The organism is Enterococcus sp. C46, from assembly GCF_040887565.1.
Classification (GTDB): domain Bacteria; phylum Bacillota; class Bacilli; order Lactobacillales; family Enterococcaceae; genus Enterococcus_B; species Enterococcus_B lactis.
The window spans coordinates 34,185-50,777 of record NZ_JBFOGA010000005.1 but is presented as its reverse complement, the minus strand read 5'-3'; the positions used below and the strand labels follow the sequence as shown (position 1 = coordinate 50,777).

15 protein-coding genes are annotated in these 16,593 nt (G+C 38.1%); 4 read left to right on the top strand and 11 right to left on the bottom strand.

What is annotated here, in order from left to right; genetic code table 11:
* Nucleotides 1-211: 211 nt before the first annotated feature.
* Nucleotides 212-1,753: a helix-turn-helix domain-containing protein gene (locus AB3I27_RS08985; protein ID WP_368022979.1), complete on the top strand. Its 1,542-nt coding sequence runs from the start codon at nucleotides 212-214 to the stop codon at nucleotides 1,751-1,753.
* A gap of 359 nt (nucleotides 1,754-2,112) precedes the next feature.
* On the opposite strand, the gene AB3I27_RS08980 is transcribed toward AB3I27_RS08985, so the two are convergent.
* Entirely contained in the window at nucleotides 2,113-2,469 is a 357-nt protein-coding gene (locus tag AB3I27_RS08980) for a DUF1827 family protein (RefSeq protein ID WP_002310047.1), read from the bottom strand.
* A gap of 220 nt (nucleotides 2,470-2,689) precedes the next feature.
* Here AB3I27_RS08980 and AB3I27_RS08975 point away from each other — a divergent pair, with 220 nt between their 5' ends.
* Nucleotides 2,690-3,442, top strand: a complete 753-nt coding sequence (locus AB3I27_RS08975; protein WP_002345535.1) for a MerR family transcriptional regulator — start codon at nucleotides 2,690-2,692, stop codon at nucleotides 3,440-3,442.
* Nucleotides 3,443-3,557: 115 nt separating this feature from the next.
* Here AB3I27_RS08975 and AB3I27_RS08970 read toward each other — a convergent pair whose 3' ends face one another.
* The 5 genes from AB3I27_RS08970 to groES all read right to left on the bottom strand — a co-directional run bounded on the left by AB3I27_RS08970 (nucleotide 3,558) and on the right by groES (nucleotide 8,550).
* A complete protein-coding gene (locus tag AB3I27_RS08970; protein ID WP_002316811.1) occupies nucleotides 3,558-4,481 on the bottom strand; it encodes a LacI family DNA-binding transcriptional regulator in 924 nt (307 codons plus the stop codon).
* Nucleotides 4,482-4,495: 14 nt separating this feature from the next.
* Nucleotides 4,496-4,768, bottom strand: coding sequence for a hypothetical protein (locus tag AB3I27_RS08965; RefSeq protein ID WP_002310043.1), 273 nt, complete (start codon nucleotides 4,766-4,768; stop codon nucleotides 4,496-4,498).
* Nucleotides 4,769-4,850: 82 nt separating this feature from the next.
* Nucleotides 4,851-6,257 carry a PTS sugar transporter subunit IIC gene (locus AB3I27_RS08960; RefSeq protein WP_104760282.1) on the bottom strand — a complete coding sequence of 469 codons (1,407 nt, stop codon included), beginning with the start codon at nucleotides 6,255-6,257 and terminating at the stop codon, nucleotides 4,851-4,853.
* A gap of 331 nt (nucleotides 6,258-6,588) precedes the next feature.
* Nucleotides 6,589-8,214: a chaperonin GroEL gene (groL, locus tag AB3I27_RS08955; protein ID WP_002290607.1), complete on the bottom strand. Its 1,626-nt coding sequence runs from the start codon at nucleotides 8,212-8,214 to the stop codon at nucleotides 6,589-6,591.
* Between the two features lie 51 nt (nucleotides 8,215-8,265).
* Nucleotides 8,266-8,550, bottom strand: a complete 285-nt coding sequence (gene groES / locus AB3I27_RS08950; protein WP_002288862.1) for a co-chaperone GroES — start codon at nucleotides 8,548-8,550, stop codon at nucleotides 8,266-8,268.
* A 223-nt stretch (nucleotides 8,551-8,773) separates the two neighbouring features.
* On the opposite strand from groES, the gene AB3I27_RS08945 reads away from it, so the two are divergent.
* A complete protein-coding gene (locus tag AB3I27_RS08945) occupies nucleotides 8,774-9,436 on the top strand; it encodes a CPBP family intramembrane glutamic endopeptidase (protein WP_002310041.1) in 663 nt (220 codons plus the stop codon).
* Nucleotides 9,437-9,512: 76 nt separating this feature from the next.
* Here AB3I27_RS08945 and AB3I27_RS08940 read toward each other — a convergent pair whose 3' ends face one another.
* Nucleotides 9,513-10,811, bottom strand: a complete 1,299-nt coding sequence (locus AB3I27_RS08940) for a PTS sugar transporter subunit IIC (protein ID WP_002314120.1) — start codon at nucleotides 10,809-10,811, stop codon at nucleotides 9,513-9,515.
* 169 nt (nucleotides 10,812-10,980) lie between these two features.
* On the opposite strand from AB3I27_RS08940, the gene AB3I27_RS08935 reads away from it, so the two are divergent.
* Nucleotides 10,981-11,610: an NAD(P)-dependent oxidoreductase gene (locus tag AB3I27_RS08935; RefSeq protein ID WP_002310039.1), complete on the top strand. Its 630-nt coding sequence runs from the start codon at nucleotides 10,981-10,983 to the stop codon at nucleotides 11,608-11,610.
* A gap of 100 nt (nucleotides 11,611-11,710) precedes the next feature.
* Here the strand turns inward: AB3I27_RS08935 and AB3I27_RS08930 are convergent, their stop codons facing one another.
* Genes AB3I27_RS08930 through walK form a run of 4 tightly spaced genes read right to left on the bottom strand, consistent with a single transcriptional unit; the run spans nucleotide 11,711 to nucleotide 16,593 of the window.
* The gene (locus AB3I27_RS08930) at nucleotides 11,711-12,520 is read right to left on the bottom strand and encodes an MBL fold metallo-hydrolase (RefSeq protein WP_002310037.1); all 810 of its coding nucleotides are present in this window, start codon (nucleotides 12,518-12,520) and stop codon (nucleotides 11,711-11,713) included.
* Nucleotides 12,521-12,574: 54 nt separating this feature from the next.
* Nucleotides 12,575-13,444 carry a two-component system regulatory protein YycI gene (locus AB3I27_RS08925; protein ID WP_104760031.1) on the bottom strand — a complete coding sequence of 290 codons (870 nt, stop codon included), beginning with the start codon at nucleotides 13,442-13,444 and terminating at the stop codon, nucleotides 12,575-12,577.
* The gene (yycH, locus tag AB3I27_RS08920; RefSeq protein ID WP_002310035.1) at nucleotides 13,445-14,761 is read right to left on the bottom strand and encodes a YycH family regulatory protein; all 1,317 of its coding nucleotides are present in this window, start codon (nucleotides 14,759-14,761) and stop codon (nucleotides 13,445-13,447) included. It abuts the gene before it with no gap.
* On the bottom strand, nucleotides 14,758-16,593 hold the full coding sequence (gene walK, locus AB3I27_RS08915) for a cell wall metabolism sensor histidine kinase WalK (RefSeq protein WP_002310033.1): 1,836 nt from the start codon (nucleotides 16,591-16,593) through the stop codon (nucleotides 14,758-14,760). The genes yycH and walK overlap by 4 nt, the downstream gene beginning before the upstream one ends.

Here is a 16,593-nt window from a genome sequence, read left to right as displayed (position 1 = left end):
CGGAAGTGTTTTCTCAAATAAATTGTATTTATCGTTCAAATTCGAGACAATAAAAAGGAAATAAAACCAAAAAAAATGAGAAAAATATAATTTAAGCGGATATAAAGAAAAATGAAGAGGTATCTAGAAATGATCTGGAGTTGAATAATAGTTTATAAAATATTTGTATTTTTAATTAATTAAAGAAATAAGCAATCAAAAAGGAGGTCCTATGTTTTTCAATATTGTGTTTACCCAGAAAGAACGCCGCAAGTTAGCAATTTTTCATCTATTGGAGGAGCAACATGAATTAACTATCAAAGAAATCAGTAAAAAACTTGATTTATCTTCTAGTGTCGTAAAAAATATATTGAATGAAATGGAGAATGAATTTGATGACTTTTGCTTTTCTGGATTCAAATTATTGTCAAAAAACAAGATCAACCAGAACCTGCCAACTGATTTAAACTATGATTATTATTATTCCTATCTTATCCAGCAGAGCCTCCCTTATCGCGCAATCAAATCTTCTCTTTTCTATCCAGAGAAAAATCTGATGGAATTCTGCCAAGAAAATTTCATTAGTCGTGCTTCTGCTATGCGGCATCTGCAGTCATTATCCGATTATGTACAGGAATTCGATGTCATTTTTAATCGCAGTCAATTATCTTTCAAAGGAGACGAACGCTTGATTCGCTTGATATTATTCAATATTCTTTGGGCAGCTTCTCGTGGAAATGAAGATTATGCTTTTTACGTCTCAAAATCTGAGTTATTAAAAAAATTGGCTGAACTTACTAAGCATACATCTTTAAATTGGAGTTTCGTAGGAAAAAAAGAAGTTTGTCTTTTTGCTGGGATTACCACTCAGCGGATTGCACAAGGTCACTATGTAGAGGATGACCCTCGCTATAGCGAAGCAGTTTTTAGTAATGATCATCGAATAAAATGCCTTTTTGGTGAACATTTTTCTATTCCCTCCTCTCATCAAGATAGTGAATTTCGTTTTGCACAATTTATGGTGTTTTATGCACCGACCTTTCAATATGAGAATCCTACTCTTAATGAAGCTTTAGACATATTCGACAAAAAAGGACAGTTGCTTTCTTCATTATTGAAAGAACTTGACAATTATTGGCAAATTGAGATTTTTCCTGATGACCGTGTTTTTCAACACAATCAAATTGTTCACCTTCATTTATTTAATATTCTTTTTTGTTATTATTTTTTTCCAAAGCGTGTTCCGACACTCTTCTTTCTAATGAATTATTTTCATAAAAAGAAGTCATCAAGTTATTACTATTTAAAAGAGCATTTTACCTTCTTCTTGAATAAGATGGGGCGGCGACATAATTATCAATGGCTTTCTATTTGCTGCAACGATTTAGCTGAAATATTTGCATGGCTGACTTTGCAATGTTGCGAGGACAATGAAAATTCAACTAAGTTACAAGTTTCTTTAGTGATGGAAACGAATTATTTTTTTACCCAAGATATCAAGAATTTTTTAAAAGACTTGTCCTTTATCGAACTGAAGGAATTATCCTATGAAGAAAGACAACCCATTGATTTTCTGATTGTCTCTTCTGTACATCTTATGCCCAAAGAAACGGATAGAAGTTATTATGTAGTGAATTTTTTGGAAGGAAAGACAGATTATGTCAAGTTGTACCTTGAATTGAAAAAAGCTCATGAAAATAAGAAGTTTCACTTGCTTTTAAAAAAAACTGAAAGAAAAAAGCTGCCGTCAATTAAACCACAATTGTTCGTATAATTGGATTGCAAAAAAGGGCTGCGACAAAAGTCTGTCACAGTCCCTTTTCCCAAATAAACGGTGTTCTCCTGCCAACTCCTCGGTATTAGCTCAACAAACGGCACAATATGAGGAACTATTTTTCCGTTTGTTTCTCTAATACACAGGTCAAAACGCTGTTTTCACAACCTCTTCCTTAAACGGTGCTCAAAAGCTTGCATCTGTGGTAATAAGCCCAACCAAACAAAAAATATGACGAACTATTTTTGTTTGGCTGTTCTTATTACTTGATGCAGAACAGCTTTTTCGCAACCTCTTTTTTACTGTATACATCATAAAGATGGAGCGATTTAGCATAAAGATGATTAGTCGTTAGGACATCAATCCATCGTATTTTTTTGTTCAACAACTACAATATCTTTATTTGGACGTTTGAATTGTATTCCGGCACGTTCCAGCTCCTGTTTCACTCCTATATGGACTTTGACATCTTCCCGTGTCATTTTTAAAACGTGATGAATCGCATAGTCGATTTCTTGCCTTGTGATTTTTTTCTTCGTATTGATCATCACAACTTGCTTTTTGTCATATGTGTCCACTAGCAGCAACTGTGTCCGATCTAACGAAAATAATTTGTAATAATTAATGGCCGTATTCCCAAAAAAGAATTCTACTACTTTAGGATAAAATGTCTTAATATTTAAATTACTATTCACAGGTGTTTCGATTAGCTTCATCTCATTCCTCTTTTCTATATAGTCGATTTAGATTCAATCCCATATATTCCCCGTTGTTCCCAACATTAAGGAATCGGTTACAATTGAACCTTTAAAAACAAAAGGATTTACCTTTTATCACTTAATAGTATAACATAATTTTATGAGAAAAAAATACACTTTTTTCTTGACCTTCTCGTTACGTAAAGGATTATGCTTACATTTGTCAGGAGGAAAAATAATGGAATACACGATAAAGAAAATGTCAGAGATATCAGGAGTCAGTCCGAGAACCTTGCGCTTTTATGATGAGATTGGACTGCTAAAGCCAGCTAGGATCAATTCCTCAGGTTATCGGATTTATGGCAAAAAAGAAGTCGATCGTCTGCAACATATCTTATTTTATCGAATGTTGGCATTCAAGTTGGAGGATATTCAAGAAATCTTAGATAATCCGCATTTTGACCACCAGAAAGCTTTAATCGAACATCAGCAGATGCTTCTAGAAAAACGGGCACAAATCGACATCCTCTTGGCAACTGTCCAACAAACACTTGATAGATACGAAGGAGGAAGAAAAATGAGTGATAAAGAAAAATTTGAAGGGTTCAAACAACAAAAATTGAAAGAAAATGAAGAAACTTATGGACAAGAGATTCGACAAAAATACGGGGAAGAAAAGGTTACAGCATCCAACGAAAAATGGATGAATATGGATAAAGAAACGTATGAAGAAATGCAAACTGTTGAAAAGCAGATTTTAGCTGATCTCACTCTTTATTTACAAGCTCCTACAGATGAAAACTTAGCAGATCGCATCTTTCAAGCTCATAAGAAGTGGTTATCTTACAGCTGGTCTGAATATCAGCCGGAAGCGCATAAAGGATTAGGGATGATGTACGAAGCCGATGAACGATTCACTGCATATTATGACGAACGAAGTGGTCATGGTGCAGCAAAAGCATTAAATGAAATCATCCAAAAAAAGGCATAACAGTTTACATGATCCGACAAAAACGACCGAACAACAAAACATCAGACACCAAAGTTAGATTTTTTATACTAACATTTGGTGTCTGATTCATTTTTTACAAGTGTTTTGCCAAAATTCAGCGCTGAATAAACGTGTAAGGTATTTTCACTTTATCCTTTTTTTCTGTAAGAAACAATTGAAAAGCCATTTCTCCGCAAGCTTCCAGATGGTGATCAATCGTTGGAAAGCCAAGAAGCTCGCTGATCAGCAAATTATCGCGTCCAATCACCACTGGTACCTTATCTTGCAGATAGCTTTGCAAGATGCCTGCTGCGACCATATCCGAATTTGTAAAGACCCCATCAACTCTATGGTCTTTAAAAAAGATACCTGCTTGTTTTCCTTTCTCTGCATCTATGCAATCCCAAAAAACAAGTGACTCATCAAAAAACGGAAAAAGTCGACGACATAGTTGCAAAGTAATCTTTGAATTATAACTCAGCCTGCCACTTCGCCCCAATGTGATGCCCAATCGTTTTACCCCTTGCTGCTTCAAATAAGAAAGACCTTCTGTAATCGATTGTTCTCGATCAATAAAGACGCAACTTGCCTGTTTTTCCTTGATTTCTTCACAAAAAACTAGAGGACCATATTTTTGATAATCTAGCAAATCTTCTAGTGTATTGGCACGAGATGTGATGATCAATCCATCAAACGCTTTAGCTGCAAATTCTTCAAGATAGCTTCGCTCTTTTTCTTTCTGATAACCCGTCGGTAAAAGCGTCACTTTGTAATCATAGTCAAACGCCTCTTCAATGATCCCACTGATCAGCTGATCAAAGTACGGATGGTTGGTATAAGGCAAGATTACTCCGATACTTTTCGTTTTTCCATAACTCAACTGTCTGGCTTTTGCATTAGGGATATAATCGACTTCTTTCATGACCGCAAGTATTTCTTTCCTTTTTTCCTCATCTACATATGGATGTCCATTGATCACACGTGAAATAGTAGAAACTGAATAACCTGTGAGCTTTGCGATATCTCGAATATTTGCCACTGCTGCTTCGCCACCTATACAAAAAGATTTTCTTGTAAATAGTCTACCACAGCTGGACCGCATTCAAAAAACTGATACATTTTTCCATCATGAGAAAAACTGATCCGCTGTCCACCCCAATATATATCTTTTGTCAACGTTTCGATTTCATTCATTGGTATTTCTTTTACTATATTCTTATTCAGCCCTTGAAAACTGTACAACGTTAATATGGATCCCTTAAACTCGACAAACGCATAAAAATATTTGTTCGTTGTGCCATCTGTTATCTCTACATAGGTATTCATTGCAAGCCCTCCTTTTGATACTTTGAGTATAGTGTATGAAACGCGTCTCATATCAAGGAGTTTGTTTTGCAATAGAAAAATTCTATTCCTCTGGTTCACCTAAATTTGGATCTAAGCGGTTTGCTGCTAAAATAAATGGCGCCCAGATTAAAGCAGCTACTATTAAATTAACGATTGTTAAAACGATGGCTCGCCAATCTCCCGCAGTAGCTAAAAATCCACTGATAATCGTTGGCATGACCCAAATCACATTTACTACAACCGGACGAACAAGCCCGGCCATCGTGGCAAAATAGGCGATCGTTGCAGTCGCAAGAGGTGCCAAGATGAACGGAATCATCAACAGCGGATTCAACACAACAGGAAGACCAAACATCACTGGTTCATTGATATTGAAGATTCCTGGTGCAATCCCTAACTTTCCTACCGTTTTATAATCTGCCCGTTTAGATAAAAATAAAATCATAACTATCAACACCAGCGTGACTCCAGCTCCTCCCGGCCAGACAAAAGCTTCAAAAGAACCTGCCACCCATTTGAAAGGGATGGGCTCATTATTTTGAAAGGCATTCGTGTTTTCGACCATCGCGGTACCATATAAGGTCTGCAAAACAGGTGACATGATATTTGTGCCGTGAAGACCAAAAAACCAAAGAACATGCACAAGAAGAACAATGATAAAGACCGCTCCATAACCTTGTGACAAGTTCATCAAAGGAGATTGTATGGCTTCAGAAATCCAGTCAATCAGCGGCTCACCAGCTGTTTGTCTAAAGATATAATTAATCACACCAACGACGTATAAAGAAACTAATGCAGGAATAATCGCCGCAAAAGCTCTTGCTACAGCAGGTGGCACAGCATCCGGCATCCGTATGATGATCTTTTTCTTGATCAGAATCGCAAAAATAATGACAGAAATAAATCCAAAGATCATAGCAGTGAACAAACCAGACCCACCCATATATTTACCAAAATTAAAATAGCCCCATGCGCCTACTGATAACGTTTGTCCTCCGTCTGGCGTTCCAGCAATCACACCACCTGCAGAAGTAATCAAATCTGCTGCGTCTTGCGAAAGCTTCTCGGGCAATGTCAACACCGCTGTTGCTGCATCGGGTAAGCCAATAATAAACGCAACCAGAGAAACAATACTTCCTGAGACAGGATCGACCTCATAGGCTTTCGCTAGATTCGCTCCTAGTGATAAGGCAAAGACCACTGCCATAATAGCTAAAGTACCATTCCAGATCAATCCATTTACGCCAATGACTGGGGTAAAAAATGCCGTGATCGCATTCCCTTCACCTAGATACGTATTCGGAAAATCCCGCATAAATGCGTTCAGTAAAACAGCAATTGCTCCTGCCATCGTAGCTGGCATCGTACCAATAAAAGCATCCCTCAATGCAACCAAGTGTTTCTCCGACCCGATTTTCGTTGCAACTGGCAAAATATACTTCTCCATCCAACTCATTAATCCATTCATTTTTTCTCCTCCTGTTTTTATTGTTACCGAAGCCCCGTTTTGAATACGCATACATTATAATGATATTATAAATATAGCATAGTTATTCCTATCTGGCTATCTGTTTTTAGCAGATAAAATAAATAACTATGCAAATTCAAAAAATATGCATGATCCTTTATAAATAGTATAGTTTCCAACTACTCGCAAAAGCAAATGATACCCTTTAAATAACAATTATTATGAATGGATATACAAAAAAAGTAGAAAAGGAAATATTTTGCTTCCTTTTCTACTTTTTTATCTATCTTCCTCAAATAATGGGCTACGCTAGATAAGCAAGGTGCTTTTCTTACATCATACCGCCCATCATTGATGGATCCATTGCAGGAGCTGCTGGTGCTGCTGGTTCTGGTTTATCTGCAACGACTGCTTCTGTTGTTAATAACAAGGCAGAAACGGAAGCGGCATTTTGCAAGGCAGAACGTGTTACTTTAGTTGGGTCTACGATACCTGCTTCAACCATGTTTACCCATTCTCCAGTAGCAGCGTTGAATCCAGTACCTAGTTCTACGTTCTTCAATTTATCAACAATCACTGATCCTTCATAACCAGCGTTTTCAGCGATTTGACGAATTGGTTCTTCCAAGGCACGAACAACAATCTTGATACCTGTTGCCACGTCTCCTTCTGCTTCTACAGCAGAAACTTTGCTGATAACATTCACTAGAGCTGTACCACCGCCTGAGACCATTCCTTCTTCTACTGCGGCACGTGTAGCATTCAATGCATCTTCAATACGTAATTTCAATTCTTTTAATTCTGTTTCAGTAGCTGCACCGACTTTAACAACAGCTACACCGCCTGCTAATTTAGCTAAGCGTTCTTGTAATTTTTCGCGATCAAAATCAGAAGTTGTTTCAGCAATTTGGTTTTTGATTAATTGCACACGCGCTTCGATGGCTTCTTTTTCTCCTGAACCTTCTACGATCGTTGTATTGTCTTTATCTACAACAACTTTAGACGCATTTCCTAAGTTTTCGATTGTTGCATCTTTTAATTCTAGACCTAGATCGTCAGTAATTACTGTACCACCTGTCAAAATAGCGATATCTTCAAGCATTGCTTTACGACGATCACCGAAGCCAGGAGCTTTTACAGCTACTACATTGAATGTTCCGCGGATCTTGTTCAAAACAAGCGTTGGTAATGCTTCGCCATCTACATCGTCAGCAATGATCAATAATGGACGTGATTGTTGCAAGATTTGTTCTAACAATGGCAGAATGTCTTGGATGTTAGAGATTTTTTTGTCTGTAATCAAGATATATGGGTTTTCTAGAACAGCTTCCATTTTGTCGTTATCTGTTACCATATATTGTGATAAGTAACCACGATCAAATTGCATACCTTCTACAACATCTAGTTCTGTTTCGATTCCTTTTGATTCTTCAATTGTGATGACACCGTCGTTTCCAACTTTTTCCATTGCATCAGCAATCAAATGTCCAACTTTATCAGAACCTGAAGAAACAGCTGCTACTTGTGCAATGGCTTCTTTTGAATCAACAACAGTTGAGATATTATGCAACTCTTCCACTGCGGCTTTTGTTGCCAATTCGATCCCGCGGCGAATGCCTAGAGGATTAGCACCTGCAGTTACATTTTTTAAACCTTCGCGAACGATTGCTTGTGTCAAAACAGTTGCTGTCGTTGTTCCGTCACCGGCAATATCATTTGTTTTTGATGCTACTTCTGATACAAGTTTTGCACCCATGTTTTCAAAATGATCTTCTAACTCGATTTCTTTTGCGATCGTCACACCATCATTTGTGATCAATGGAGAGCCGTAAGATTTTTCTAGTACGACATTTCGGCCTTTAGGTCCTAATGTTACTTTCACTGTATCTGCTAATTTATCTACCCCGCGTAACATAGCTGCGCGTGCGTCTTCTGCAAATTTTAATTCTTTTGCCATGATTGATTCACCTCATCGATTATTTTTGATTATTTTTTCTATCTTCAAAATTTACTCAACAATCGCCATGATATCTTTTCCTGCGACGATCAGATATTCTTTTCCTTCGTATTTTACTTCTGTACCGGCGTATTTTTCGAACATAACTTGGTCGCCTGCTTTCACAGCGGCAGGAACTTTTTCACCGTTTTCCAACAAACGGCCCTCACCGACTGCAACAACTGTCCCAGTTTGGGGTTTCTCTTTAGCTGCAGAAGCTAAAACGATTCCTCCGACAGTTTTTTCTTCTTCTTTTGCGACTTCGATAATGACGCGATCACCTAATGGTTTTAACACGATAAATCCCTCCGATAACTCTTTTTTTAATCCGTTAGCACTCTTAACCTTCGAGTGCTAACCTACATTTTTAATAATACTCATTCTCCCTCTTTTTTGCAAGCTTTTAAATCAAAGAAAAGAAATTTTATTCTGACAGTTGTTTATTGAAATTATGATATAATTAAAATCAACCGATAAAAGCTTGCCTTGCATGCTTGTTATCCCTTAAAGGAGGAATTACATGTCTTTAAAAAAATATAGTTTCCTCAGCATTTTTTGCTATGGTCTAATTTTTATCTCACCCTTGATCTTAGCTTCGATAGGACTTGTAAAATCTACGTCTGAATTGATCACAGCAACTGCAGTCATGTATATACTGGGCGCAGTTATCCTAGCTATTTTTTATTTTAAGCAACGTGAACCGTTAGCAATCGAATCAGCAGTAAAAAAAGCTTCTGTTCCAAAGATCGTTATTTATGGATTAGTTGGAATCTTTGTCGCATTGATTCTGCAAAGCATCGCTGTCATGTTGGAATCTATATTGTTTGGCGAAGCAACCCCTTCTGAGAATACACAAAATATCATCCAGATGATCATGGAAGCACCTGCTTTTATTTTGGCGACAACTGTTGCCGGACCAATCATGGAAGAATTCGTATTCCGCCGCAGCATACTAGGGATCATCAGTCGGTATTCAAATTTTTGGGTTGGGGCAGTGGTCAGCTCTTTGCTGTTTGCGTTTGCTCATAATGACGGTCATTTGCTAATTTACTTTTTCTTAGGTTTCTTCTTCAGCCTAGAGTACAAAGCGACTGGTCGGATCTGGACATCGATGATCACACACGTAGGAATGAACACATTAGTTGTTCTTGTTCAATTAGCTGTCCAAAAAGGACTGGTATAAACATGATTAGAAATACTCTTGTCATCCTAGATTGGTGATTTTTCCAATCTAAAGCGACAGGAGTATTTTTGTTTTTTTAGTCGATAATCTTTTCTGCTGTTCCATCATTTTTTGTCTGTCTTTCCTTTTTGAAGTTTGCAGAATCTATTTTTTTCAAAAATGGGAAATAAATGAAAAAACTAATTGCCAGCACGATACCTTGTAAAATCGCTGCAGGCACTCCGCCTACTAAAAAACCCGAGAGGATCGGCGGTGTTGTCCAAGGAACTTGGACCGCTGTAAATAAAGGAACGAATCCAAAATATAAAGCGGAATAGGTAATCAATCCTGAGAGGATCGGCGCGAAAATAAAAGGAGCAGCCATCATCGGGTTCATCACGATCGGTGTGGAAAAAATAATCGATTCATTGATATTGAAAAAGGCTGGTAAAAGTGAAAGTTTTCCTAATTCTCGGTATTTCCTGGATTTCGCAAAAAACGTCATAAAAAATACAGCCCCTAACGTCAAACCTGCTCCGGTAACAGTCATGAATTGATCAAGAAATTGCTGAGTAACGATATGCCCGCCATTTGCCACAGTCAATTCTTTTCCAGAGGCTAAGATTTCTGCATTTGCTAATGAGTTTGCTTGTAAGATCGGACTAACCAACCCATTGACCATCGCAGATCCATGAAGACCAAATAGCCATAAAAACGGGACAAAAAAACCTAATAAAAGCACACCGACTAACGTGTCTATCAACGATTGGATCGGAAGTTGGACGTACGTCCATATTCCTTGAATGACAGTCATCCCGAACAACTGTTGAAAAACCGCTGAACCTATAAGCGTAAAAGTGACTATAGCAAGTATTGGAATCAATGAAGTAAAAGACTGCCAAACATTTTCAGGAATCTTCCCATTTTGCCTCCACCCTTTCGCAAATCTTGCTAAACGTGCATAGCCCCATCCAATGAGGAGCCCAGTAGCAACTGCTCCTAGTATCCCTTCACCGCCTGTCCAAATATTATCTATCTCTACCTGAACATTAAGTGGCTGAATAAGTAGTAGGTAAGCAGACAAGGCTGTCATCCCGACTGGCAAGCGATCGATGTTTTCTTCTTTTGCATAAGCATACGCAATAGCAAAAACGATCCAAAAGGCTATCACGTCAAATGTAGCCTGGTATACTTGTGTAAAATACATAGAAAATCCTGTTTTATCTATCCACCGAGCGATGTAATCTACAGGAAAATGAGCAAATAAGAAAAACAGTGAGCCAACTATAATTATCGGGATCGTATAAGTCATTCCATTACGTAAAGCAGTTAAGGGTCTAAGATTCACAACAGATGTTACCATTGGTAAAAAGGCACGATCTAACCACTCTTTCATTTCTTATCTCCTTCATCTTCTATTTGATCAACTAGTTTTCTTAATTTAACTATACCCAATGATCACGAACCATGAAAGGAATGCGCACTAAGCTTTTCAAAAAACGGACGCTTTGACGAATATCCAGTAACCTCTTACAATGGACAGGAATAAAAAAGGAGGTTTTTTTATGAAAATCGCAATCATTGGCGCTACTGGTCATGCAGGTTCATTTATTTTAGACGAAGCATTATCCAGAGATTTAGATGTGACGGCAATTGTGCGTCATCCAGAAAAATTACCATCAGATGTTCCGTTTATACAAAAGGATTTATTTGAGTTGACAGCTACTGACCTTGCATCTTTTGATGTTGTCGTTGATGCTTTCAACGCTCCTAAAGGAAAAGAAGAAATGCATCAAACTTCTTTGTCCCATTTGATTGAGATACTTGAAGGAACCGATACACGCTTAATTGTCGTTGGGGGTGCCTCTTCGTTATTCTTAGATACAGAAAAGACGACTCGTATGATTGACCAAGTACCTAAAAATGCACCCTTCTATCCAACAGCTTTCAATATGTACGAAGGATTGTTAAAATTGAAACAATCTAAAAATCTACAGTGGACTTATATCAGTCCAGCTTCTTTATTTGATCCACACGGCAAGCGTACAGGCACTTATTTATTAAGTGATGATTATTTAAAAAGAAACGCTGCTGGCGACAGTACGATCAGCATGGCAGATTACGCGATTGCATTAGTAGATGAGATACTGGATAAACAACATGAAAAACAGCACATCAGTGTAGTCAGCCGATAATACGATTGTTTTGTCAATGATCTGAAAAAATAAAAACAGAAGATAAAACCAACACTGATTGATTTTATCTTCTGTTTTTATTTTTTATTGACTACACTGTTTAAATCGAAAATAGCTCAGTTGCTTCATCTGGATCTGTATCATAGATTTCAAAATCATGTCCAACACCAAAATCTTTTTCTTTCAAAACAGTTTCCATCGTTAAATGAGCAAGTTCTTTCATATTGTTTTCCTTGCTAAGATGACCAAGATAGATTCGTTTGGTCCGATTACCGATCACATCAGTCATGACAAGTGCACCATCTTCGTTGGAAAGATGCCCTCTATCTCCTAAAATACGCTGTTTTAGATTCCACGGATAAGGTCCCATGCGTAACATCTCAAGATCATGGTTACTTTCCATCAAATAACCATCGGCATTTTCAATGACACCTCGCATGTAATCACTGCAGTATCCGGTATCCGTCAACATGACGAATGAATGGTTTTCTTTATGGAAACGATAAAATTGCGGAGCTGCTGCGTCATGGGAGACGCCGAAACTCTCAATATCGATATCGCCGAATGTTCTTACTTTTCCCATCTCAAATAGATGTTTTTGTTCCACTGGTACATTCCCAATCAGTGGCTCCATCGCTTCCCAAGTCTGCTGATTGGCAAAAACATCCAAATGATACTTACGAGCTAAGACACCTACACCATGTATATGGTCTCGATGTTCATGCGTCACAAGTATTCCATCTAATTGGTCCGGTGTCCGATCAATTTGAGCCATCAAGGAAGTGATTTTTTTACCGCTAAGTCCTGCATCGACCAAAAGCCGTTTTTTTTCACTTTCGATATAAAGTGAATTACCCGAACTTCCACTTGCTAGGATACTGATTTTAAAAGCTGGTTTTTCTTCAGCCATTTGACTCCTACTTCCCTTCTTACTTTGTAAACTTTTTTCATTATACTCGCTTTTTTATTGATCTTCCACTTTTGGTACAGTGTTGTTTGTCACGATCGTATTGCTGAAAGCGTTGACGCTCTCGATTTGAACCACTTTATCACTTGTTTCAATCGCTACATGCCAAACAGGAACATACACATTTTTTTCCCGGACTTTCAGAATACAGGAATAAGCTAGTTGACGCCATAAGATTTTTGATCCTCTTGGTATTTTGTTATTGATGTACAATGTATTGATTGCTTCCTCTTCTGTATACAGTTCCGTCTTTTCACGCAGCTGTTCGATATCAGATAAATGCGTCTGCATGTATTTCGTGATACTATAATCGTTATCGTTTTTTTCTAAAGAAAGAACGATTTTTGCTGTATCATCATTGAACGGAATACCTTCATACTCTTGGCTTGCTTGGATTTCTAGTGGTTCTTCTTCTAAATGAGAAAAGTTTTTCGTATACACATACTCATTACCGAACAAAATATTGTCTTTGTTAGCTAAAAAATCTTCCAAAGAACTGCGGATCTTATCTGGATCAATCACGTTCTTTTCAGCTTCTGAGCTGGATAAGGATTTTGTCAAAACATTGCCGTCTAAAAACACGCCACTTTCCAACAATCCGCTTTTACCAGCCTTGCGATAATTTGCTAATGAAGTGCTAAGATTGGTCTGTTCCGCGCTAAGATAATAGCCTTGCTTGCTCTCAGAAGAAATCTTCCCCGTATAAGTGATATCGTCACTAGCCAGACGTTTTTGGATTGATTCAGTCTGATCAGAACGAATAACATTGTTTTCTTGGTATACCGCATCATGATAACTGCTGAATAAAAACACATTCAACCCTAAAAAAGCGACGAAAAATATCCATTCGATTTTTTTAAAATCCAATTAATTCGCCTCCAATCCAGGTAATTTTTCCAGAAGGTCGTTAGCTGAATACCAGTTATCTTTATACTTCACATACCATTCAGGTAAGAGATCAACGACGCGATTCGTTTCTTTAACATTTTGCCATGTATAGCCAACGATTACTGAACCAATCTTGTTGCTATCTGCTCCCTTAGCTTCCAGCTGCTGGATGATTTCATTCGTACTTGCAAGTTCTACTTCTTCATCTGAAGGTATCGGTACTTGAATCGTATTCAAACTGGTTTGGATATTCACTTGCACCGAACCGTTCGTTTCACCGCCAACTTCCACACCAATTTGTCCTCTGCTGTCCGTCCCAAAAACCGGGAAGCCTTCCACGAAGATCCGGTAATCGATGGTATTGTCACTGCGGTCAAAATATCTGAGATTCCCTAAAGAACTGCCTAATTTGCTAATATAGGGAAAACTTTCAGAAAATACACTAGCATTTTCTTTTTTCTCTGGCAGCTCTCCTCGAAAATCAACTACTTGCGTTTCCGAATGGATAGACATCGTTTCATTCCCACCGTAAAAAATCAATTCATTGCTTTCATCATTATTCTTCACGCTATCTGGTTTCTGGAAAAAAGCATTTCTAAAAAGTGTATAGGGTTGCTGCGAAAGGATATAGCTATACTTTTTCAACTTGATTGAATGTTTCGTAGCATATTGGGTGTCGATCGTCGACGGTTCTGTTGACATTTCTGTCCATTTCGTGTCGTTTGCTGTTAATTCTTTGTTGATATCCTCCCAATTCAATGAAATATTCGCTTCATATACAAGGTGGTTCGAATAATTCAAAAATCGGATTTTTTTGTTTCCTTGATCGAATTGTATTCTAGTAAAATACATATTTTCGCTTTCTTTTGCCAAATTCGAGACGTCTACATCTAAATCAAATGCTTCCTTATATTCTCTTAGCAAAAAAGGCGCATTATAGGCCAACTCGAAACCAGATGACAGATTTTTCACTTGTTCGAATTGTGATTCATCTCCCGAAACGACTTCAGAAAGCTTCCCGAATCTTGCTTTATCGATGATCAATTGCAATCGGTACACGAGATTTTCACTGTTGGTTTCTTGAATCATTCCCGAATGGTGCCATGTGACATGAAGCGGAAGAAAAACTTCAGAAGTTTTCCGATTGCTTTGAGACTCGATCATTTGAGTGTTTGTCTCATCGACGCTGATCGAACTTTTCCCTGCTGGACTCAGCCAGATGGCATAAGAGAAATATAAACTTAATGCAACCATCAAAATAAGTCCTACGCGAACGACTTTTTCAGAAATTCTCATTCCCACCATTCCTCCTCATAAGGTTCGTATGGCAGCGAGATATAAAAAGTCGATCCTTTTCCTTCCTTGCTCTCTGCCCAAATAGCGCCTCGGTGCGCCTTGATTACTTCTCTAGAAATAGCTAATCCAAGTCCTGTCCCACCTTGTGCTCTTGCACGTGCTTTATCTACTCGATAAAATCGTTCGAACACACGGTTCAGATCTTTTTTAGGAATCCCCAATCCTTGGTCGGTAATACTTAAAATCACGTTATTATGCGTTTCTAATAAGCGACAAGTGATTGTTCCCCCATCTGGTGAATACTTGATCGCGTTATTCATGATATTATCGACTACTTGGATGATTTTATCTGTATCTACTTCGACCCAAAGATCTCTTTGCGTGAATTCACGACGGATCTTATAATTTTTTTCTTGGTTTCCCACCATCATATCAAAACGGTCAAGAACAAAATTCACTAACTCGTTAAAATTGACATACTCTAATTGAAGCTGGGTATTTCCTGTATCCATGCGAGATAGATTCAGGAGATCATTGATCATTCGAATCATCCGATCTGTTTCATCCAATGTTACTTTCAAAAAATTTGGCGCTACTTCTTCATCTTTCCATGCACCTTCGCTCAATGCTTCGATATAACTGCGCATGCTTGTCAGTGGTGTACGAAGCTCATGGGAAACATTAGAAACGAATTCACGGCGTTCCCGTTCTGTTTTTTCTTGTTCTGTCACATCATGCAAGACAGCTACTAATCCGCTGATAAAACCTGATTCACGACGGATCATGGAAAAGTCTACTCGTAAGATCATCTGATCGCTCTCCAATGTACTGGTTGAACGGTCAAGTACCATTTCGTTTGGATCTTCTAATAATTTACGCAAGGTATATTCTTCTTCGATATCCAAAAGTGTCAAAATCGATTGTCCAATTGCTTCCTCATTTTTGACATCTAGCAAGGAAACAGCCATATCATTAATTGTAATGACTTTCCCCCTGCGATCTGTCGCGATGACGCCGTCTGTCATATGAGACAGCACACTATCCAACCGATTGCGTTCAGCCTCCATTGTATCTTGAGCTTCTTCGATACGTTCAGCTAACTGATTGAAGGTATCAGCCAACTGCCCTAGTTCATCTTGTCCATGCACTTTGACTTTCCGGCTGTAGTCTCCTCTAGCGATTCGAATGGCTTGTTCTCTCATTTCACCGATTGGCTGAGTAATCGAACGAGCCACTAAAACGGAGACGATCATTGAAATAAACGCAGCAATCAGTGAGGCAGTAAAGAAAATGACTGCTGTATTATTGATTTCCGAATATTTTTGTTCGATATTACTTTTGACGTAAAGAGCCCCGATAACGGCATCGCCGGTCGGGGACAGGATCGGTTGAACATTGATATTCACCCGTTTATCGTCGTTATCTAAAGCAACATACCGTTTAGTTGTGAAATCATTGATATCGACATAATCATTTTTCTTTCCCACAGCGCTTTGTTCATTGACATCGGTTGTTCCTCGGATGATCCCTTTTTCGTCAACGACCCGTATTTCGATGATATCGCTAGTCGCACTGTTTTCAATAAATCTCTTGATATTCGCATTTACCTCTTCATCATCTGCATTATCTTTTCGATTCAATTCCGGACTGATTGTTGTTGCTAATGATTCCACCGTTTGATTCATATCTTTAATAAATGTATTGATCGTGGAACGTTCTAAACCACGTATAAAGTAGGCACCAATAATTTCGATCGAGATCAATAAAATCAGAATAAAGGTAATAGCAATCTTAAAATTGACTGATCGAAAAAAGCGGACTTTTCTTTTCAT